20 protein-coding genes are annotated in these 20,986 nt (G+C 65.5%); 10 read left to right on the forward strand and 10 right to left on the reverse strand.

Features of this window, described 5'->3' with window-relative positions; genetic code table 11:
* Window positions 1-155 precede the first annotated feature (155 nt).
* The 4 genes from rlmB to AC1DCF_RS18575 all read right to left on the reverse strand — a co-directional run bounded on the left by rlmB (window position 156) and on the right by AC1DCF_RS18575 (window position 4,596).
* A complete protein-coding gene (rlmB, locus tag AC1DCF_RS18560; RefSeq protein ID WP_441790816.1) occupies window positions 156-1,301 on the reverse strand; it encodes a 23S rRNA (guanosine(2251)-2'-O)-methyltransferase RlmB in 1,146 nt (381 codons plus the stop codon).
* Window positions 1,301-2,716 (reverse strand): cysteine--tRNA ligase, encoded by a 1,416-nt coding sequence (gene cysS, locus AC1DCF_RS18565; RefSeq protein ID WP_477212271.1) that lies wholly within the window; start codon window positions 2,714-2,716, stop codon window positions 1,301-1,303. Before cysS ends, rlmB begins: the two co-directional genes overlap by 1 nt.
* Window positions 2,713-3,999 (reverse strand): 2-C-methyl-D-erythritol 4-phosphate cytidylyltransferase, encoded by a 1,287-nt coding sequence (gene ispD, locus AC1DCF_RS18570; RefSeq protein WP_477212272.1) that lies wholly within the window; start codon window positions 3,997-3,999, stop codon window positions 2,713-2,715. Before ispD ends, cysS begins: the two co-directional genes overlap by 4 nt.
* A gap of 114 nt (window positions 4,000-4,113) precedes the next feature.
* Window positions 4,114-4,596: a CarD family transcriptional regulator gene (locus AC1DCF_RS18575; RefSeq protein ID WP_345068979.1), complete on the reverse strand. Its 483-nt coding sequence runs from the start codon at window positions 4,594-4,596 to the stop codon at window positions 4,114-4,116.
* 229 nt (window positions 4,597-4,825) lie between these two features.
* Here AC1DCF_RS18575 and AC1DCF_RS18580 point away from each other — a divergent pair, with 229 nt between their 5' ends.
* Complete coding sequence (locus AC1DCF_RS18580) at window positions 4,826-5,305, forward strand: hypothetical protein (protein WP_477212273.1); 480 nt, start codon at window positions 4,826-4,828, stop codon at window positions 5,303-5,305.
* 75 nt (window positions 5,306-5,380) lie between these two features.
* Here the strand turns inward: AC1DCF_RS18580 and AC1DCF_RS18585 are convergent, their stop codons facing one another.
* Window positions 5,381-6,061, reverse strand: coding sequence for a response regulator (locus AC1DCF_RS18585; protein WP_441790820.1), 681 nt, complete (start codon window positions 6,059-6,061; stop codon window positions 5,381-5,383).
* A complete protein-coding gene (locus AC1DCF_RS18590; protein ID WP_441790821.1) occupies window positions 6,058-7,242 on the reverse strand; it encodes a sensor histidine kinase in 1,185 nt (394 codons plus the stop codon). The genes AC1DCF_RS18585 and AC1DCF_RS18590 overlap by 4 nt, the downstream gene beginning before the upstream one ends.
* A 176-nt stretch (window positions 7,243-7,418) precedes the next feature.
* Between AC1DCF_RS18590 and phoU the strand changes: the two genes are divergently transcribed.
* Window positions 7,419-8,075 carry a phosphate signaling complex protein PhoU gene (gene phoU, locus AC1DCF_RS18595; RefSeq protein ID WP_441790822.1) on the forward strand — a complete coding sequence of 219 codons (657 nt, stop codon included), beginning with the start codon at window positions 7,419-7,421 and terminating at the stop codon, window positions 8,073-8,075.
* Between the two features lie 136 nt (window positions 8,076-8,211).
* Here the strand turns inward: phoU and AC1DCF_RS18600 are convergent, their stop codons facing one another.
* Entirely contained in the window at window positions 8,212-8,961 is a 750-nt protein-coding gene (locus AC1DCF_RS18600; RefSeq protein WP_441790823.1) for a phosphoglyceromutase, read from the reverse strand.
* Window positions 8,962-8,994: 33 nt separating this feature from the next.
* On the opposite strand from AC1DCF_RS18600, the gene AC1DCF_RS18605 reads away from it, so the two are divergent.
* The gene (locus tag AC1DCF_RS18605; protein ID WP_477212274.1) at window positions 8,995-9,819 is read left to right on the forward strand and encodes a class I SAM-dependent methyltransferase; all 825 of its coding nucleotides are present in this window, start codon (window positions 8,995-8,997) and stop codon (window positions 9,817-9,819) included.
* 225 nt (window positions 9,820-10,044) lie between these two features.
* Here the strand turns inward: AC1DCF_RS18605 and ygfZ are convergent, their stop codons facing one another.
* From ygfZ to AC1DCF_RS18620, 3 genes are all read right to left on the reverse strand, one after another.
* Window positions 10,045-11,214 carry a CAF17-like 4Fe-4S cluster assembly/insertion protein YgfZ gene (gene ygfZ, locus AC1DCF_RS18610; RefSeq protein WP_477212275.1) on the reverse strand — a complete coding sequence of 390 codons (1,170 nt, stop codon included), beginning with the start codon at window positions 11,212-11,214 and terminating at the stop codon, window positions 10,045-10,047.
* Window positions 11,215-11,221: 7 nt separating this feature from the next.
* Entirely contained in the window at window positions 11,222-11,836 is a 615-nt protein-coding gene (locus AC1DCF_RS18615; protein ID WP_477212276.1) for a heme-binding beta-barrel domain-containing protein, read from the reverse strand.
* Window positions 11,837-12,062: 226 nt separating this feature from the next.
* Window positions 12,063-12,326 carry a hypothetical protein gene (locus AC1DCF_RS18620; protein WP_477212277.1) on the reverse strand — a complete coding sequence of 88 codons (264 nt, stop codon included), beginning with the start codon at window positions 12,324-12,326 and terminating at the stop codon, window positions 12,063-12,065.
* A gap of 74 nt (window positions 12,327-12,400) precedes the next feature.
* On the opposite strand from AC1DCF_RS18620, the gene AC1DCF_RS18625 reads away from it, so the two are divergent.
* From AC1DCF_RS18625 to pstA, 7 genes are all read left to right on the forward strand, one after another.
* A complete protein-coding gene (locus AC1DCF_RS18625) occupies window positions 12,401-13,096 on the forward strand; it encodes a winged helix-turn-helix transcriptional regulator (protein ID WP_441790828.1) in 696 nt (231 codons plus the stop codon).
* A complete protein-coding gene (gene mshD, locus AC1DCF_RS18630; RefSeq protein WP_477212278.1) occupies window positions 13,071-13,997 on the forward strand; it encodes a mycothiol synthase in 927 nt (308 codons plus the stop codon). The genes AC1DCF_RS18625 and mshD overlap by 26 nt, the downstream gene beginning before the upstream one ends.
* 202 nt (window positions 13,998-14,199) lie before the next feature.
* Window positions 14,200-16,377, forward strand: coding sequence for an RNA degradosome polyphosphate kinase (locus AC1DCF_RS18635; RefSeq protein WP_477212279.1), 2,178 nt, complete (start codon window positions 14,200-14,202; stop codon window positions 16,375-16,377).
* Between the two features lie 14 nt (window positions 16,378-16,391).
* A complete protein-coding gene (locus tag AC1DCF_RS18640) occupies window positions 16,392-17,330 on the forward strand; it encodes an NUDIX hydrolase (RefSeq protein ID WP_477212280.1) in 939 nt (312 codons plus the stop codon).
* 300 nt (window positions 17,331-17,630) lie between these two features.
* Window positions 17,631-18,728 carry a phosphate ABC transporter substrate-binding protein PstS gene (gene pstS / locus AC1DCF_RS18645; RefSeq protein ID WP_477212281.1) on the forward strand — a complete coding sequence of 366 codons (1,098 nt, stop codon included), beginning with the start codon at window positions 17,631-17,633 and terminating at the stop codon, window positions 18,726-18,728.
* A gap of 137 nt (window positions 18,729-18,865) precedes the next feature.
* Entirely contained in the window at window positions 18,866-19,828 is a 963-nt protein-coding gene (gene pstC / locus AC1DCF_RS18650; RefSeq protein ID WP_477212282.1) for a phosphate ABC transporter permease subunit PstC, read from the forward strand.
* Window positions 19,828-20,976: a phosphate ABC transporter permease PstA gene (gene pstA, locus AC1DCF_RS18655; RefSeq protein ID WP_477212283.1), complete on the forward strand. Its 1,149-nt coding sequence runs from the start codon at window positions 19,828-19,830 to the stop codon at window positions 20,974-20,976. The genes pstC and pstA overlap by 1 nt, the downstream gene beginning before the upstream one ends.
* Window positions 20,977-20,986 lie beyond the last annotated feature (10 nt).

Raw genomic sequence — 20,986 nt, forward strand, 5'->3', positions numbered from 1 at the left:
CTTCGACAAGCTCAGTACATCGCTCGAGACGCGGCCTCCTCCGTCGGCTGCTCCTCGACCAACGAAATGGGCTCACTGCGCTCGACCACCGAGTTGCGAAAAACGGTGCCGCCCCGAAGGGACGGCACCGTTTTCGTCAAACAAGAGCGCGAACGCTAGACCGCTGCAGCCTTCGCTGCTTTGTTGGCAGCCTTCGTCGCTGCCTTCACGGTGGAGGCCTCCGCACGCAGGCGGGAGATCTCGTAGAGCGTGACGCTCGCGGCGATACCGGCGTTCAGCGATTCGGCGGCGGCGCTGATCGGGATGGAGACGATCGCGTCGCAGGTTTCGGCGACGAGGCGCGAGAGCCCCTTGCCTTCGCTGCCGACGACGATCACGATCGGGCGGTCGGCCAGGCTGAGGCCGGGCAGCGACACGTCGCCGTCGCCATCGAGGCCGAGCACGAACACACCGCGCTCCTTGAGCGCCTTGAGCGTCGCGGTCAGGTTGGTCGCCATGGCGACGGGGGTGCGAGCTGCCGCACCAGCCGAGGTCTTCCACGCCGACGCCGTGACGCCGACCGAGCGACGCGCCGGCACGATCACGCCGTGACCACCGAAGGCGGCGGTCGAACGGATGATGGCACCCAGGTTGCGCGGGTCGGTGATGCCGTCGAGGGCAACGAACAACGGCTTGTGGCCGCGGCTGATGGTCAGCTCGAGCAGTTCGATCGGGTGCGCGTACTCGTAGGCCGGAACCTTGAGGGCGACGCCCTGGTGCACGGCGTCGCGACCGGCGAGACGGTCGAGTTCCGGACGCATCACTTCGAGGATCGGGATGCCGCGGCCGGTGGCGATCGACAGGATCTCCTTGGTGCGGTCATCCATTTCGATGCGCGTCGCGATGTAGAGGGCCTTCGCGGGGATCTTGGCGCGCAGAGCTTCGAGTACCGAGTTGCGGCCGGTCACGATTTCGTGCTCGTCGATCTGCTTCACGTTGCGCGTCGACGAACCGCCGCCGCCGGTGTTGCCGGTTCCGCCGCGGTTGGAGCCGCGGGCTCCACCGCCCTGCGCGCCACCCTGGTAGCCGCCACGCGACTCGGCGCCGTCGGCACCCTGTCGCTTGCGGGTTCCACCGGCCGCGGCAAAGCGATCCTGAGCAGCCTTGCGCTTGCCGGCGGGGTGGTACGGACGGTCTTCGGCCTTCGGCGTCGGCTTCTTGCCTTCGAGCGCCTGGCGCCCCTGTCCGCCCGAACCGACCTGCGGTCCGCGGCTTCCCTTGCGTACGGCGCCGGTGCGCGCCTTGCGCTCTGTGTTCTTCATTAGTCAAAACTCCAATGGGCACCCGATGGGGTGTCTTCGATGGTGATTCCGGCGTCGACGAGTTCGCTCCGGATTCGGTCTGCGGCCGCAAAATCACGGCTCTGCCTGGCGATTTCCCGGTCGGCGAGCAGGCGCTCGACGAGGGCGGTCAGTGCGACCATGGCTGGTTCATCTGTCGCCACGGCCCAACCGGGCGACAGGGGGTTGATTCCCAAGACCTCGCTCATGGCGAGAACGTGGGAGCGGGCGGATGCTGCGGCATGCAGGTCTTCGGCGTCGAGCGCGGCATTGCCGGCCCGCACTGTCTCGTGAAGCACACCGAGCGCCTGCGGAACGGCCAAATCGTCGTCCATTGCCGCAGCGAACTCATCCGGCACGACTTCGACGCCTGCCCCGGCGAACCGGGTGTCAGCGAGTCGGCGGTCGGCACGGTCGAGGAAGCTTTCGATGCGCTCCAGCGCCGCTTCAGCCTCGGCGAGGGAGCCGGGCAGAAAGTCGAGGGTCGAGCGGTAGTGGGCGGCGCCCAAGTAATAGCGCACGACGATGGGTCGCGCCTGCTCCAGCAGTTCGGCCGCGAAGACCGAGTTGCCGAGCGACTTGGACATCTTCTGACCGCCGACGTTGACGAGCCCGTTGTGCACCCAGTAGTTGGCGAAGGCGTCGCCGGCCGCGACCGACTGCGCGAGTTCGTTTTCGTGGTGCGGAAAGCGCAGGTCGAGGCCACCGCCGTGAATATCGAACTGGCTGCCAAGGTAGCGGGCGGCCATGGCCGAGCACTCGATGTGCCAGCCGGGGCGTCCGTCTCCCCACGGCGACGGCCAGGAAGCGGACGCCGGCTCATCGGCCTTGTGTCCCTTCCAGAGTGCGAAGTCGCGGGGGTCGCGTTTGCCGCGCGGGTCGGCATCCACCGCGGCTTCCATGTTGTCAAGGCTCTGCCGGGTGAGCTCGCCGTAGGCCGGCCAGCTTCCGGTGGCGAAGTAGACGTCGCCGGAGCCGTCGGCGGCCGGGTAGGCGTGACCGCGGTCGACCAGGCGCGCGATGATGTCCTGCATCTGCTGCACACTGGCGGTGGCCCGCGGCTCGTAGCTGGGGGCGAGGATTCCGAGGCGCTGGTAGCCGGCGGTGAACTCGAGTTCGTAACGGTAGGCCAGCGCCCACCACTCTTCGGTCGAGCCCTGGGCGTTGACCAGAATCTTGTCGTCGATGTCGGTGACGTTGCGCACGAAGGTCACATCGTTGCCGCGGTAGGCCAGCCAACGGCGCAGCTGGTCATATACGAGCGCGCTCCGCAGGTGCCCGATGTGCGGCGACGACTGCACGGTGGGACCGCAGACGTAGATCCCGACTTTCCCGGGCACGAGGGGAATGAAGTCGCGAAGGGTTTGAGCCTTCGAATCGTAAAGTCGCACAGTCACGCCTCCCAGCTTAGGACAGCACTCTGCACGGTTACCTGGGGCGTCGCGGCCGGGGCCGAGGAGACGGGAACGGATGCGACGGGAAGGAGAAGGGCGGTGGCCGATGCGGCGATGCCCTCGCCCCGGCCGGTGAAGCCGAGCGCGTCGGTCGTCGTCGCCGACACGTTGACCGGGGCGTCGAGGATGCCGCTGAGCCAGGCCTCCGCCTCGGCCCGACGCGGGGCGAGCTTCGGCCGGTTGCCGATGATCTGCACGGCGACGTTTCCGACCCGGAATCCCGCCTCGGTGACGAGGCGCAGGGTCTCCCGCAGAAACAGCTCGCCGTGCGCATTGGCGTAGCGGGGATCCGAGGTGCCGAAGACGCCGCCGATGTCGCCGAGCCCGGCGGCGGAGAGCAATGCGTCGCAGATGGCGTGCACCGCGGCGTCGCCGTCGCTGTGCCCGGAGAGGCCCCGCTCCCCCGGCCAGTGCAGGCCTGCAAGCCAGAGCGGGGAGGCATCGTCGAAGGCGTGAACGTCGAGGCCCGTGCCGATGCGCGGGATGAGCGGCGCGACCGGGGTGTGCGGAGAGAGCAGCAGCTCGGCCCGGCGCAGGTCGGCGTCGGTGGTGATTTTGAACGCGAGCGGGGAGCCGTCGATGACGTGCACGGGGTGACCGGCGGCTGCAACGAGCGCCGCGTCATCCGTTGCCTCGGCCGTTGCCGCGGCAGTGGCTGCCTCGGCCGCGGCGATCAGCATGGCGCGCGGAAAGCCCTGCGGCGTCTGCACGGCCGCAAGCTCAGACCGGTCGAGCGTGGCCTGCACTGCCCCGGCCGCGTCGACTCGTTTGATCGTGTCGACGACGGCGAGGCCGGGCAGAATGCCGGCGCCGGTGGAGCGAACAGCGTCGACAACGGCGTCGAACAGCGTTGACGGTGTGAGGGCGCGGGCCGCGTCGTGCACGAGCACCGTGCGAATTTCGGGCCGCAGCACGGCCAGGCCGCGATTGACGGAATCTTGCCGGGTATCGCCACCCGCCACGACGGTTCCGACCAGGTCGAAGCCGCCCGGGATGCCGCGGGCTGCGTGATCGCCCATCGTCCGGGCCTCACCGAGCAAGGCTTCGGGGGCGACGACAATGATCTGCGTCGGCTCCTGCATCCCGAGGACGGAACCGAGTGCGCGCTCGAGCATGGGCACCCCGGCAACCGGCACGAATGCCTTCGGCAGGGTGCGACCGAGCCGGGTGCCACTGCCCGCGGCGACGACAATGACCGCGACGGTCGGGGCAAGCAGTTCAGTCATGTCAGGAGGCTATCTGGTGGGGCCGACGCCGTAAACGAGCATCAGGGGGAACGGGGAGTGAATGAAAACGAGAAAGGCGGCACCTCGCGGCGCCGCCTGATACTGATGAAAAAACTAGGAAGCAAGTACCTCGTCGAGAACTGTTGATGCCTTCTCTTCGTCGGTCTTTTCGGCCAGGGCCAGTTCGGAAATGAGGATCTGACGCGCCTTGGCCAGCATCCGCTTTTCGCCTGCTGAGAGGCCGCGGTCTTGGTCTCGACGCCACAGGTCGCGCACAACCTCTGACACCTTGATGACATCGCCGGAAGCGAGTTTTTCCAGGTTTGCCTTGTAACGACGCGACCAGTTGGTGGGCTCTTCGGTGAACGGTGCGCGGAGCACATCGAAAACTTTGTCGAGCCCCTCTCGGCCAATCACGTCACGCACGCCGACAAGATCAACATTCTCGGCAGGGACTTCAATGGTCAGGTCGCCCTGGGTAACATTGAGCTTCAGGTACAGCTTCTCTTCACCCTTGATGATCCGCGTCTTCACTTCAGTGATAGTTGCGGCTCCGTGGTGGGGATATACGACAGTTTCGCCAACCTCAAACAGCATGTATTTGTATCCCTTCAGCAACCTCTAGGATACCACAGCGCCAAATGGTAGGGTTCGGCCCGATCACTCTCGGCTCCGAACACCGATAAGCTAAACTCAAAGCGTAATTTTGCGGCGTTCTGACCGGTCAGGTTGAACGTCGAACCGTTGTGGAGGTCTTGTGAGGGCGCGTATCGCTGCATCCGTCGTTTTGGCGGCTGGCATTCTGTTGGGAACGAGCGCCTGCAACTTGTTTGCACCCCAGGCGACCACGATTCACTATGACGCCAGTGATGGCGTCAGTGGCAACGTGGGTGATCTCGCCATCCGTAACGCCATCGTCATTTCTGACAACGGCGAGCTCGGCAACCTGCTCGTCACCGTCGTGAACTCCGGAAAGACATCGCAGGACCTGAAGATCCAGTACGAGGCGCAGGGGGGCAAGAAGGTCTCGCAGGAGGTCGAAATTCCCGCCAACTCGTCGATCCCGATCGGTGACCCCGGCTACCCGAGTGTGCAGCTCGAGCGGATCGATACCATTCCGGGCGCCTTGCTTCCCATGTTCTTCCAGTACGGCGAAGAGACCGGCGTTGAGCTTCTCGTGCCGGTTCTCACCAACCAGCTGCCGCAGTACAAGACGCTCGCTCCGACCCCGGAGCCCGTCGCCACGCAGCTTCCCGCAGTGACGCCGACCGCAGAACCGACGGCCGAGCCGACGACTGCCCCGTAGCACCGCTTACAGAAACGCCCGGTCCGTCGGCTCCTGCCGCCAGACCGGGCGTTTTCATGTGCCTGAATTCAGGGGTCACGCCTCGAAGCGGTAGCCCAGCCCTCGAACGGTGACGAGCATCGTCGGCTCGGAGGGAGTCTGCTCGATGCGTGAACGGATGCGCTTGATGTGCACATCCAGGGTCTTGGTGTCGCCGAAATAGTCGGTTCCCCAGACGCGGTCGATCAGCTGACCGCGTGTGAGCACCCGGCCCGCGTTGCGCAACAGAAACTCGAGCAGCTCGAACTCCTTCAGCGGCATTGGAACCACGGCACCGGAAACCGAGACGGTGTGCCGTTCGATGTCCATCTGCACGGTGCCGGAGCTCAGCACGTTCTCGCCGTCGTCACCCTCGTCGATGCGGCGCCGCATCACCGCCCGGATGCGGGCCAGCAGCTCACGGGTCGAATAGGGCTTGGTGACGTAGTCGTCGGCCCCGAGCTCGAGGCCGACCACGACATCGATCTCAGAGTCTTTTGCCGTCAGCATGATGATCGGCACGTTGGAACGGGTGCGGATCTCTCGGCACACCTCGGTGCCAGGGATGCCCGGGAGCATCAGATCGAGCAGAATCACATCGGCGCCGGCTCGGTCGAACTCGGCGAGGGCACTCGGCCCGTCTTCGGCCACCACCACCTCGTAGCCTTCCCGTTCAAGTAAGAAGCTCAACGGTTCGCTCAGTGAGCTCTCGTCTTCAACCAGAAGAATGCGTGTCACGGGGTGGTGTCTCCTGTCGCCGCCAGCGCGGTTGTGGTGGGTAGTGCGTTCGGCCCGGTCACCGGAGCTTCCGGAATTCTGATGGTGAAGGTCGAGCCGTGGCCGAGCTGAGACCAGACGCGGATGTCGCCGCCGTGGTTCTGCACGACGTGCTTGACGATGGCGAGGCCGAGGCCCGTACCGCCGGTGTTGCGGGCTCGCGCCTGGTCGACGCGGAAGAACCGCTCGAACACGCGGTCAAGATCGACCTCGGGAATACCGACGCCCTGGTCGGTGACCGTGATCTCGACGGCGCCGCTGTTGCGGCGCACACCGACGCCGATCCGCGATCCCTCGGCGGAGTACGCGACAGCATTGGCGACCAGGTTGTTCACCGCCATCACCAGCAGCTGCTCGTCGCCGTAGACGTAGGCTCGGGTCTTCTTGCCGACCGCGATGGTGATTTTCGCGGCATCGGCGACAACCCGGTTCTGATCGACGGCATCGGCGACGATCGCATCGACACTGACCAATTCGGGCAGCGCGAGCGCCTCCTGCGCCTGCAGGCGCGACAGCTCGATGATTTCCTGGGTGAGGCGGGCGAGGCGACGCGACTCCGACGTCAACCGGTTGGCGAACCGGCGAACCTGCACCGGTTCATCCGCCGCCTGATCGAGAGCCTCGGCGAGCAGGCCGACCGCGGCAATCGGGGTCTTCAGCTCATGGCTGATGTTCGCAACGAAGTCCCGKCGCACCTCGTCGAGCCGGACCGCCTCGGTGTGGTCGTCGGCAAGCAGAAGCACGTAGCGGGTGCCGAGTGTGGCCAGGCGCACCCGAAAGTGCATGCTCGCCTCACCGAACGGCCCGCGGGCGAGTTCGAGGTCTTCGGTGATCGTCTCACCGCTGCGTCGCACCTGGCCGACGAGGTCGACCAACTCGGGATGCACCAGCTGACGGTTGAAGACCAGGCCGAGTGAGAGGGCGCCCGGCGACGCCTTGATGACATTGTTCGACGGGTCGAGCACGACGCCGGCTGACTCCAGCGCATCGAGCACCTGATCGATGCCGTCGGGAACCGCGGGATTGACCACTTCAGCCGCCTGTCGGCCGTGTCGTTCAGCCGCATAGAGCAGAGTGACGAATCCGGCACCGACTGCCAAACCCAAAGCCAGGCAGACAAGCACCAGCCACGTCGATTCCATTCTTCTAGGTTAGTGACTCGCGCAGGGGTCGAAGCCGGTAAACGAGGTCGGCCACGATACTTTAGGAAGTGTTCAAGCCCGCGGCACCTGCCGTTAACCTGACCCGGGCATGCTAGCTCGGGGACCAGTCGGGTCTCATCGGCCCGCGAGTTGCGCGGCCAGGAAGGACCACACCGATGCGCGAAGTATTCCAACAGGAGCTTGCCGAGGTGCAGGAGCGTCTCGTCGAGATTTCCCGCCTCGTTGCTATCTCGATCGACAAAGCGACACGAGCCTTCAACGAGTCCGATGTCGGGCTCGCCGAGGAGGTCATCGCCGATGACGACAAGATCGACCTGCTGACCGTCGAACTCGATGAATTGGCCATCACCATCCTCGCTCGGCAGCAGCCGGTCGCCCGCGACCTGCGCATCGTCGTCAGCGCCCTACGCATCAGCGCGTCGCTTGAGCGGATGGGCGACATGTCGACCCACATCGCGCAGCTGGCCCGCTACCGGTTCCCCGACAAGGTGATTCCGAAGAGCCTGCGCCCCACCTTCGCGCAGATGGGCGCGGTCGACGTTGCAATCGCCAACATGCTCACCGAGCTTCTCACCACCGAAGACATGCAGCTGGCCGAGACCATCCGCAATGAAGACGACAAGGTCGACGCGCTGCACCTCAGCGTGTTCGATGCGGTTCTCGGCGAGACCTGGAAGGGTCAGGCCGCCGACACCGTCGATGCGACACTCGCGAGCCGTTACCACGAGCGTTTCGCCGACCACGCGGTCTCGATCGCGAAGAAGGTTCAGTACCTCGGAACCGGCGACTGGCACCAGGACAGCGGTTCCTAGTAGCCTTCCGGGCCCGCGAGACTGCAGTAGTGGTCGCTTAGAAGCGTTCTAAGCGGTTAAGCGCGGGTTAAGGAGAAATGACGAAGCCCCGGGAACGTTTGAACCGTCCCGGGGCTTCGTCGTTGGCGGAGAGGGGCTACTTCTTGCCCTGCGCAGCAACCGCCGCGGCGCCGGCAGCGGCGGCTTCGGGGTCGAGGTACTCGCCCGGACCAAGCGGCATCAGGTCTTCGCCCAGCTTGTAGACGAGCGGGATGCCGGTGGGGATGTTGAGCTCGGCGATGTCCTCATCGGAGACACCGTCGAGGTGCTTGACGAGCGCGCGCAGCGAGTTGCCGTGGGCGGTGACGAGCACGGTCTTGCCGGTCTTGAGGTCGCCGGCGATGTCGGACTCCCAGTAGGGCAGCATCCGCTCGATGACGTCTTTCAGGCATTCGGTGCGGGGCACCGCGTCGCCGAGGTTGGCGTAGCGGGCATCGCCGACCTGCGACCACTTGGCGTCGTCGGCCAGCACGGGCGGCGGCACATCGAAGCTGCGACGCCAGAGCTGGAACTGCTCCGGACCGTACTTCGCGAGGGTCTCCGCCTTGTCGAGGCCCTGCAGAGCGCCGTAGTGGCGCTCGTTCAGACGCCAGGAACGCTTGACGTCGATCCAGAGACGGTCGGCCTGCTCGAGCGCGAGATCGGCGGTCTGGATGGCGCGGGTGAGCACCGAGGTGTGAACGATGTCGGGGAGGATTCCGGCTTCGGCGAGAAGTTCGCCGGCCCGGCGGGCCTCGATGATTCCCTGTTCACTCAGTCGAACATCCACCCAGCCGGTGAAGAGGTTCTGCTGGTTCCACAGGCTGTTGCCGTGACGGAGGAGGACGAGTGTGTATGGCGCAGACATGTTTCAACTCTAGCGAGAGGGGACAATAGGAGTATGCCGGTCGGAACAATTACACGTGGAACCACGAACACGAACCGGCTCCGCCGCATCGACCGTTGGATCGGCCATCAGCGTGTGCTGCGCCACGTCGCCGACCCGCTCGTTGTCGACCTCGGTTACGGCGCGAGCGCGGTGACCGCCCTCGAGCTGCACCACCGGCTGGCCAAGAAGCGACCGGATGTGCAGGTGCTCGGTCTCGAGATCGACCCGGCCCGGGTGCGCGGTGCGAACGAGCAGCTGGCCGAGGTGCGGGAGGGCAAGACCGGTTTCGCCGCCCACGCGCACGTCTCCTTCGCGGTCGGCGGGTTCGAAGTGCCGTTGCCGAAGGGTCGCACGGCCGCGATCATCCGGGCGCAGAATGTGCTGCGCCAGTACGACGAGTCGGAGGTGCTGCCGGCTTGGAAGATGCTGGTGACCCGACTGCAGCCGACCGGCATACTCATCGACGGCACCTGTGACGAGATCGGGCGCATCCACGCCTGGGTGGATGTCGCGCGGGGCGGACCGTCCCACTTCAGCATCTCGCTGCGCCTCGATGACCTTGAGCGGCCGTCGATCGTCGCCGAGCGCCTGCCGAAGATTCTGATTCACCGCAATGTGCCCGGCGAGCGGGTGTACGAATTGCTGCGGGACCTCGACCGTCACTGGCAGCACCAGTCACCGCTCGGCGCCTACGGCCCGAAGCAGCGCTGGGTCGCGACCGTTGCCGCGCTCAAAGCGCAGGGCTGGCCGGTGCAGGGCGGGCCGGCACGCTGGAAGCTCGGCGAGCTGACGCTGCCGTGGGCATCGGTGGAGCCGAACGGTTTTCGCTGGGATTAGTCGGTGGTCGAGCCTGTCGAGACCCGGYGGGMCRGTCTCGAGAGCCGGTCACGGGATCTCGACAAGCTCGATCACCGAAGCGGCTCGATCACCGAAACGGTGGTCGAGCCTGTCGAGACCCGGCGGGCCAGTCTCGAGAGCCGGTCACGGGATCTCGACMAGCTCGATCACCGAAGCGGCTCGATCACCGATCCTGCTCGATGAGTGAACGACAGCGAGGGTTGCCTAGCGCGGCGGACGCACGCCGAGCCTCGGCATCCGCGGGATGTCGAGCACCGCGCCGGCCGACTGCGGAACGATCACTTCTTGGCTGGCCGCGATCGAGACGCCCTGCGACTCGACATAGACGGTGACGCTGGCCGGCACCGCCCGCTTGACCACGGCGAGCGCGATCGGTCCGAGCTCGTAGTGCCGGGCACTCGAGGTGATGGCACCGATCGGGCGTCGTTCGGGCTCGCTCCCGGGCAGCACCCGGTCGGCCGAGACCTCGTCGCCGTGCACCGGAAGGATTGAGTCGGAGCCGTCGAGGTGCAAGAGCACGAGACGACGCGGCGGGTGCCCGAGGTTGTGCACCTTGGCGACGGTTTCCTGCCCGCGGTAGCAGCCCTTGTTCAGGTGCACCGCGGTGCGCAGCCAGTCCAGCTCGTGCGGGATGGTCTTCTCGTCGGTTTCCAGGGCGCGGCGAGGGCGCCAGGCCGCGATGCGCAGCGCTTCGAAAGCGAGGATGCCGGCGACCTGCAACGACCCGGCCGTGACCGCGTCGCGCAGCTCACTGAGCGCGGCACGCGGAATCAGGGTTTCATGCCAGTGCCAGGATGCGGCGGGGTGCTCCGCGGTTTCGGCGTACTGGTGGCCACCCGGTGTCACGTGCTCCCAGGGGTCGTTCCAGACGAGCGGCACGCCGTTCGGGGCGGCCGGCGTGAGCACGGCGAGCCGGCTGGGTGCGGCATCCGCGCCCATCGTGCCGATCGTCGCGTACTCACTCGTGTGGTCGCGCACCTCGACACGCAGCATGAAGCGCATCTTGTCGAGCCAGGCGTGCAGGCCCGGCAGTTCGGCGGCCTCGACGAGCAGCCAGGTTTCAACGCCGTCGTCGATCACCTGCATTGCGTACTCGACGCGTCCGGTCTGGTCGAGCATCAACGTTTCAGTCGACTCCCCCGGCGCCAGCCCGAGCAGCGCCTGGCTGGAGATCGAGTTGAGCCAGCTCAACCGGTCGGGCCCGGCCACACCGAGCACACCGTGGTGGGAGAGATCGACCACGGCATCGCCGGACAGCAGGTGACGCTGTTCAATCATCGGGTTGCCGTAGTGGGCGGCGACGCCGACATCGAGACCGTCGGCTTGCACCGCCCCGTCGAGCTCAAGAAGGGGGGAAACCATTGGTTCGGTCATGGTGTGTCTATTCCACTCGTGCGAGGCGGCCCGACGCATGAGTGCGCAGACCTTGGCCGAGGGCGGCGATGTCCCACGCCCACAGCAGATGATTCTCGACCAGGCCGTAGAGCCGGGTCGCCGCCGTGTACGGCTTCGCCGTCTCACTGTGTACCACGGCGTCGGTGGCCAGATCGATGCGGGGGCCGGCGACCTGTCCAAGGTACAGTTCTGCGACGCCGCCCGGATGCACCAGGGTGACCTCGATGTCGAACCCGCCGGCGTCATTGCGGAGGGTTTCGACCGATTCGGCATCGGTGAACGGGGCCGCGCTCAACGCAGGCAAGAGTCCGGGGCCCGGATCGCCGTCGCCCTGCGGCCGGTGCAACCGCCAGTAGCCGGTCTCGGTGGCCAAGGGGGTCTTCTCGTCGCTGTCCGAGCCCTCTTCGGGTTCGAGCCAGGTGTATGAGCTGTAGTTCAGGTACGGCAGTCCGTCATGGCTGAAGCTCATCCGGTGCCCGAATTCGCGGGTGACGCTCTCGTCACCGACCGCGTAATCGAGTACGCCGGAGCCTTCCCAGACCCCGATCAGCCACGACAGCGGCACGAGTTCGGGCGGTAGACCGACCGGCAATTCGATCATTGAAACTACCGCTGACCCCGGAAGAGGTTCAGGAGGACGACCACTGAGACCCACGCGATCGACAGGCTGGCCAGTCCGAGGAGGCCCAGAAAGAGGATTTCGAATGCAAGCGGCGACATGCTTCAACTCTACTGCTCTGCGACCGGCGGTTGCTTCAGTCGGTCAGCGCGTCAGCGCAGCCGGGCAGAACGGGCAGCCGGGGAGAACGGTCAGCCGGGGAGATCGGTCAGAGCAGCCCGACCAGAACGAAGATCCCGGTCGCTGCGCCCAGCACGAGAACGGAGCCGACGATGCTGGCGGTCACCCGGTCCACGTAGCCTTCCGGACGCCCACCGGCGAGCTGGATGCACAGGGTCACGATGGTGCAACCGGCCACGGAGAGGCCGATCCAGGCCAGGTATTGGCCGGGAACGGAGAGCAGCCCGACGAGCAGCGCGCAGGCCACGCTCAGCAGCCACACAACTGCGACGGATTTCCACTGGCTCTTCACGCTCCCCATTCTGCCCTGCCGCGGCCGGAATCTCGCGCACTGTAGTATTGGCGCACGATCCTTGGAGGATGCGGTTGGCACAGTTGTTGATCCTTACCTCGGCGGTCAACAATGATGTTCTCCCCGCCCTGGCGTTGCTCTCGCACGGCATGACTTATCTCCCTGCCCAGCCGGGACAGATCTTGACAGCGCCTGATTCCGATCTGATCCTCATCGACGCCCGCACGAACCTCGTCGCAGCCAAAGGCCTCTGCCAGATCTTGCGGTCCAGCGGTGCCGAAACTCCACTGCTGCTCATCATCACTGAGGGCGGCCTCACGGCGGTCAGCCCCGACTGGGGCATTGACGATGTGATTCTCGACTCGGCCGGTCCGGCCGAAATCGATGCGCGCATCCGCCTTGCTGCAGGTCGCACCCCGCGCGACGTTCCCGCTCCCCTCATTCGGGCTGCCGGCGTCGTGATCGACGAGGCGAGCTATTCGGCCAAGGTGCACGGCAAACCACTCGACCTCACTTATAAGGAGTTCGAGCTTCTGCGCTTCTTGGCCGCGCATCCGTCGCGGGTGTTCACCCGGGAGCAGCTGCTCAGCGAGGTCTGGGGTTACGACTATTTCGGCGGCACCCGCACGGTCGACGTGCATGTGCGGCGTCTGCGCGCGAAGCTGGGCGACCAGGAGTCACTGATCGGCACCGTGCGCAACGTCGGATACCGGTTCACTGTGCATGAAGAGGAAAATGGCTCGCGTGTCTCTCTCACTGAGATTTCTTGATTTGACGGATGCCGCCTCCTCGGCTGCATTTCGAGAGGTCGCCGATACGGCAACCCGGTTCGACGGTTACCACCCTTTCAACGAGCAGAGCCTGCTCGATGCGGCGGCGGGTCGGCGGCGGGCGGCGTTGATCGTGAACGAGGGAGCTCCCGTCGGCGGCGCGATCCTCGGCGACGGCGAGCTCGATCTGGTGATTCTGCCGGCGCATCGCGGCAACGGGTTGGGAACCGAGGCGTCCGCCGCATTGTTGGGCGAGATCGACCCCGAAGCGGCGCTCACCGCGTGGGCACACGGCGACCACCCGGCTGCCCGCGCACTCGCCCCGCGCTTCGGTTTCGCTCCGGTGCGCACGCTGCTGCAGCTGCGGATGCCGCTCGGCGACGTCGGCGATTCCGTGGTCGCCCCGGCGTCCGACCCGGGGGTCGCGACCAGCTCATTCCGCCCCGGCGTCGATGACGCGGAGTGGGTGGCGTTGAACGCGCTCATCTTCGCGAGTCATCCCGAGCAGGGCGCCGTGACGCTCGCCGACCTCGCCGACCGCATGGCAGAGCCCTGGTTCGACGCCGGCGATTTTCTGCTCGCCCGCGAGATGCCGGGCAACGCAGACACGAACGACGCCCCCGCCGGCACCGGCCGCCTGATCGGCTACAACTGGCTGAAGGTTGAAGAGCCCGATGCCGACGGACACCGTCTCGGCGAGATCTATGTGATCGGGGTGCATCCGGATGCTGCCGGCCGGGGCCTCGGGCGCATCTTGATGCAGGCTGGCCTCCGACGCCTGCGCGAGCGCGGCTGCACCACGGCGGCGCTCTATGTCGAAGCCGACAATGAGGGGGCCGTGCATCTGTATCGGTCGTTGGGCTTTGTCGATCACACGATTGACGTGCAGTACCGGCGGTAGCGTGCGTCGTTGATCGCGCAGCCGGTGATCGAGGACCCGGTGATCGTGTCTCGACAGGCTCGACAACCGATCGAGATCTCACAACCGGGTCTCGAGATCGTCCCACCGGGTCTCGACAGGCTCGACCACCGAGAAAGATCAACGGGGAGCGTGTTCACCAATACGGCCCCGAAAGTTTGGCGGGCGGTGCAAAGATGGACGGATGGACGGCGACAACATCCAGGCAGACTCCGATTTCGGCAGCGACTTCGACGACGACTTCGACCCCTTGGTCGGTGCGAATGACCCGGCGCTGCCGAGCGAACGGTACCTCGACCGCGAACTGAGCTGGCTTGCCTTCAACCAGCGAGTGCTGGAACTGGCCGAGGATCCCGACTTGCCGGTGCTGGAACGCGCCAACTTTCTGGCCATTTTCGCCAGCAACCTCGACGAGTTCTTCATGGTGCGGGTCGCGGGCCTGAAACGGCGCATCCTGACCGGTCTGGCCGTTCCCACGAACGTGGGCCGTGCGCCTCAGGACGTGCTCTCCGACATTTCGAAGGCCGCGCATGCGCTGCAGAACCGCCACGCGCTCGCCTTTCACGACCTGGTGCGTCCGGCCCTCGCCGAGCAGGGCATCGAGGTCGTCAACTGGGACACCCTGAGCCTGGACGAGCGGGAGTCGCTGCGCAACTACTTCTCGAACCAGATCTTCCCGGTGCTGATGCCGCTGGCCGTCGACCCGGCGCATCCGTTCCCCTATATCTCCGGCCTGTCGATCAACCTGGCGATCCGGGTGCGCAACTCGAAGACCGGCAAGCAGGAGTTCGCGCGTCTCAAGGTGCCGCCGATGTTGCCGCGATTTGTGCGCGTCGACCGCTCCGAGCCCGTCGAACACCTGCGCTTCATCACCCTTGAAGACCTCATCGCCAACCACCTCGGCGACCTCTTTCCTGGCATGGAGATTCTCGAGCACCACGTGTTTCGGGTCACCCGCAACGAAGACGTCGAGATCGAAGAAGACGAAACCGAGAACCTGATCAAGGCGCTCGAAAAGGAGTTGCTGCGGCGCCGGTTCGGCCCGCCGATCCGGCTCGAGATCACCGAGGACATGGACGAGGTCACCCTGGGCCTCCTCGTGCGCGAACTCGACGTGACCGACCAGGAGGTGTACCGCCTGCCGGCCCCGCTCGACCTCGGCGGCCTGTTCGACTTCTCCCGTATCGACCGCCCCGACCTGCATTTCGCCAAGCATGTGCCGACCACGGCCGTGCAGCTGATGCCGGCCGAGCCGAATGCTGAACCCGACGTGTTCGCGGCGATCTCGCGCGGTGACATCCTGCTGCACCACCCCTACGAGTCCTTTGCGACGAGCGTGCAGGCGTTTCTCGAGCAGGCGGCAGCCGACCCGCACGTGCTCGCCATCAAGCAGACGCTGTACCGCACCTCGGGCGACAGCCCCATCGTCGAGGCCCTCATCGACGCGGCGGAGTCGGGCAAGCAGGTGCTCGCCCTCGTTGAGATCAAGGCGCGGTTCGACGAGCAGGCCAACATTTCTTGGGCGCGCAAGCTCGAGAAGGCCGGCGTGCACGTGGTCTACGGCCTCGTCGGCCTGAAAACCCACTGCAAGCTGGCACTCGTCGTGCGCCAGGAGCGGGGCGTGCTTCGCCACTACAGCCACATCGGCACTGGCAATTACAACCCGAAGACCAGTCGCATCTACGAAGACCTCGGACTGCTGACGGCGGATGCCCAGGTCGGCAAAGACCTGACTCGTCTGTTCAACGAGCTCTCGGGTTATGCCATCGAGAAGAAGTTCAAGCGTCTGCTGGTCGCCCCGCTGCACCTGCGGAAAGCGCTGCTCAAGCGCATCGGCGATGAGACGGCGGCGGCGCTGGAAGGCCGGCCGGCCGGCATCCGGATCAAGGTCAACTCGATGGTTGACGAAGCCATCATCGACGCGCTCTACCGGGCCAGCCAGGCCGGGGTGAAGGTCGATGTCTGGGTGCGGGGTATCTGCAGCCTGAAACCCGGCGTCGAGGGCATGAGCGAGAACATCCGGGTGCGTTCGATTCTTGGGCGCTACCTGGAACACTCCCGCATCTTCTCGTTTCACAACGACGGCGACCCGCAGGTCTTCATCGGCAGTGCCGACATGATGCACCGCAACCTCGACCGTCGGGTCGAGGCACTGGTGCGGCTCGTCGCCCCCGACCACTTGGCCGAAATCGACTCGTTGTTCGCACGAGCCATGGACGACCGCACCTCATCATGGTGGCTGAGTGAATCCGGGGAATGGACCCGACATGACCGTGACGATTCGGGTCAGCTCCTCGACGACATGCAAAATAGGCTCATGCAACAGATCGGGCACCGCAAGCGTTTGGCCATCCGTCGATGAAATCAGTGAAGTCGATGACTGACACGGCCGTCTACGCAGCAGGAGCCGTCTGCTGGCGGTTGATCGACGGCAAAATGCACGTGCTGCTGATTCACCGCACCGTGCATGGCGACGTGACGATCCCGAAGGGCAAAGTCGACCCGGGCGAATCACTCCCCCGCACGGCGGTGCGGGAGATCGAGGAAGAGACGGGGCTGGCCGTCGCGCTCGGTGTTCCGCTGCCCATCTCGCGCTACGTGATGCCGAACACCCGCGAGAAGATCGTGCACTACTGGGCGGCCGAGGTCACCCCCGAGGCGATTCAGCGTTCAACATTCGTGCCGAACGGCGAGGTGGCCGCCATCGAATGGGTGACCATCAAGAAGGCACGCACCTACCTCACCTATGAGCAGGATGTCGTGATCATCGACGCCTTCGCCCAGCTCGTCGACGCCGGCGTGACGAGCACCTTCGCCCTGATCGCGCTGCGCCACGGCAAGGCACTGCCGCCGGCCCGCTGGGACGGCCCCGACAGCACCCGCCCGCTCACTGAACGCGGCGTCGCCCAGGCGGCCAGCGTGGTCGAGACGATCACCGCCTGGCAGCCACGGCGCATTGTGAGCAGCACGGCGACCCGCTGCGTGACGACGGTCGCCCCGCTGTCGGCGGCCACCGGCATCCCGATCAAGCGCACCGACAAGATCAGCCAGGCCGCACAAGAAGAAGGCACCGGCGATGTGCGTAGCGTGATCGGCAAAAGGGTGCGTTCACGCAAGACCGCAGTGCTCTGCAGCCACGGACCGGTGTTGCCCGAGATTCTGCGCGAGATGGCGTTGGCTACCGGAACTGCGCTCGGCTCCTACATTTCGGCGGCTGCCGATCTGGAGACCGGCGGGTTCTCGGTCGTGCACCTCTCCACTGACAACCCCAGCTCGGGAATCATCGCGATCGAAACGCACGCCCCGCGGGTGTGATCCCGTCTCATCCCGTGTCGGGGTCTCGGCCATCTCGGTGGTCGAGCTTGTCGAGACCGGGCGAGCCGATCTCGGCAGCGCCGGTTGCGTCTGAGGATCGGCCGGCGGTGGTTTCGAGACGCGGCCGACTCCGTCGGGCGCTCCTCAACCAACGAGTTTGTCCGGTTTCGTTAACCTCCCGTTTACCGTCATGGGGGAGTCTCGTTAACCACAGGACGTAGCGTCACTGACAAGTCGAGCACAGAGGCACAAGATGTGGTCGGCCCTCGTCCTGTATTCAACCCCTCGAAGGGATTTCCCGTGAACATCAAGCGTTTCAGCGCTCCTGCCGCTTTTCTGGCTGTAGCCGCACTCGCTCTGACCGGATGCGCCGCCAACGAAAGCGGAGCTTCCGCACCGAGCGAGACCGCATCCGCCAGCACGCTTTCCGGCACCATCAACGCAGCAGGCGCATCTTCACAGGGCGCAGCCCAGGAAGCCTGGATCGCACAGTTCCAGACCGCTAACCCTGACGTCACGATCAACTACGACCCGTCGGGTTCCGGCGCCGGTCGTGAGACCTTCGCCTCGGGCGGTTCCGACTTCGCCGGTTCCGACTCGTTCCTCAAGGACGAGGAGCTCGCCGGCTCCTTCGCCAGCTGCGTTCCCGGCACCACCGCCGTCGACCTCCCGGTCTACATCTCCCCGATCGCCGTGATCTTCAACGTCGAGGGCGTCAAGAACCTGAACGTCGACGCTCAGACCCTCGCCAAGATCTTCAAGGGCGACATCACGACCTGGAACGACCCGGCCATCGCCGCGCTGAACCCCGACGAGAAGCTGCCCGCCACGCCGATCACCGCGGTTCACCGCTCGGACGACTCGGGAACCACCAAGAACTTCGCCGACTACCTCAACCAGGTTGCACCGGATGTCTGGACCGAGAAGCCGGCCGACACCTTCCCGTTCCAGTCGGGTGAAGGCGCACAGGGCACCTCCGGTGTCGTCGACGCCGTCACCAACGGCGTGGGCACCATCGGCTACGCCGACGCCTCACGTGCCGGTGACCTCGGTGTCGCAAAGATCAAGGTCGGCGACAAGTTCGTCGGATACACCGCGGATGCCGCTGCTGCCGTCGTCAACGACTCCCCGCTGGTCGAAGGCCGCGCCGCCGACGACCTCGCCATCCAGCTCAACCGCACCACCACCGACCCGACCCACTACCCGCTGGTTCTGGTCAGCTACGCCATCGTCTGCACCGAGTACGCCGACACGGCCAAGGCTGAGCTCGTGAAGTCGTACGTCGGCTACATGGCCAGCGAGGCCGGCCAGACCGAAGCCGCCAAGTCGGCCGGTGCCGCACCGCTCTCCGCCGACCTGCAGAGCAAGGTCGCCGCTGTGATCGCCACCATCAAGTAACACCAATCAGCATCCGCCCGATCCGGACAACGCAGCTTCGCACGCGATGTCCGGGTCGGGCACACTGAGGTTTCCGGCCCCGCGTCTGAACCTCTTTCCCCCAGACATTTACCCGAAACCCCAGGGAGTCGCCAGGAATGACCACCGCAGTTGAGCCGGGCGCCCCGACGACAGGGCGCACCATCAAGGCCAAACAGCGCCCCGGCGACCGGGTCTTCAGCACGCTCACCGTCGTGGCCGGCGGATTGATCCTCGCCGTTCTCGCTGCAGTGGCGATCTTCTTGCTCATTCAGAGCATCCCGGCGTTCTTCGCGCCGTCCGACGCGTTCAAGGGCGACTTCACCAACTTCTGGTCGTACGTCTGGCCGCTTGCCTTCGGAACAATTTGGGCAGCAGCCCTCGCCTTGCTCATCGCGATCCCCCTGGCCATCGGCATCGCGCTCTTCATCTCGCACTACGCGCCCCGCAAGCTGGCTCAGGGCCTCGGCTACATCATCGACCTGCTCGCCGCTGTGCCGTCGGTCGTGTTCGGCCTCTGGGGAATCAGCGTGCTGGCCCCGATGGTGCAGCCGTTCTACACGACCTTGGTCGAGTGGTTCGGCTGGATCCCCTTCTTCGCCGGCCCGGTCTCCGGCACCGGCCGCACCATCCTCACCGTCGCGATCGTGCTCGCCGTGATGGTGCTGCCGATCATCACCGCAATCTGCCGTGAAGTCTTTCTGCAGACGCCGGTGCTTCACGAAGAAGCAGCCCTCGCCCTCGGCGCGACCCGCTGGGAAATGATCCAGATGGCGGTCTTGCCCTTCGGCCGGCCCGGCATCATCTCGGCATCGATGCTCGGCCTCGGCCGCGCACTCGGCGAGACGATGGCCGTCGCCATGGTGCTCTCGCCCAACCCGAAGGTCATTTTCCAGCTGCTCACCTCGCAGAACCCGACGACCATCGCTGCGAACATTGCCCTCAACTTTCCTGAAGCTCACGGCATCGGGGTCAACATCCTGCTGGCGACCGGCCTCATCCTCTTCGTCATCACGCTGGCCGTGAATATGATCGCCCGCGTCATCATCAACCGCCGCAAGGCATTCTCTGGAGCGAACTGATGACTACGACAGAGAAGGAACAGTCGCGAATGGATGCTCCCCTGTCCCCGCGCACTCCCGCCCCGAGTTCTCCCGCCGGCCGGCCACTGACCAACTCACTGACCGCCGGCAAGCTGCCGCGCAACACGCCGTTGTGGGTGTTGCTGGGCAGCTGGGTATTGGCCGGGATTGTCTTTCTGCTGATCGATGTCTCGGACACCACCGCCGGCTTCAACTGGGCCGGCACCCTGTTCTCCGGAACCGTGCTGTTCTGCATCTCAATCTTCGCGCTGTCATTCTTCGTCGAAGGTCTGCGCAAAGCGAAAGACCGTTTGGTGACCGCCCTGGTCAGTGCCGCTTTTGTGATTGCGCTGCTGCCGCTCGTCTCGCTCATCACCACCACCGTCGTCAACGGACTGCCGGCCTTTTTGACTCCGACCTTCTTCACCGAATCTCAGCGCAACGTCGTCGGTGAAGGCGGCGGCGCCCTGCACGCCATCGTCGGAACGCTGCTGATCACGGGTGTCGCCACCCTGATCTCCGTTCCGATCGGCCTGCTCGCCGCGATCTACCTCACCGAGTACGGCCGCGGCCGCCTGGCGCGGGGCATCACCTTCTTCGTGGATGTGATGACCGGAATCCCGTCTATCGTGGCCGGTCTGTTCGCCTTCGCCCTCTTTGCTCTGATCTTCAACGATCCCGGCATCCGCTTCGGGTTCGGCGGCTCTGTCGCGCTCTCGGTGCTGATGATCCCTGTCGTCGTGCGCTCCAGCGAAGAGATGCTCAAGCTCGTGCCCAATGAACTCCGCGAAGCAGCGTTCGCGCTCGGTGTGCCGAAATGGCTGACCATCGTGAAGGTCGTGATTCCGACCGCCATCGCCGGAATCGTGACCGGCGTGATGATCTCGATCGCCCGTGTGATCGGTGAGACCGCCCCTCTGCTGATCATCTCGGGATTCACCGCGAGCATGAACTACAACCTGTTCAGCGAGCGGATGATGACCCTTCCGGTCTTCGTGTACACGCAATACATGAACCAGGGAGCCGACACCCAGGCCTACATCGACCGCGCCTGGGCCGGCGCACTCACCCTGGTTCTGATCGTGATGCTGTTGAATGGCCTCGCCCGGTTGATCGCCCACTTCTTCTCCCCCAAACTCGGCCGCTAACGCGTTCGAC

The organism is Leifsonia sp. 10L418 (genome assembly GCF_056395445.1).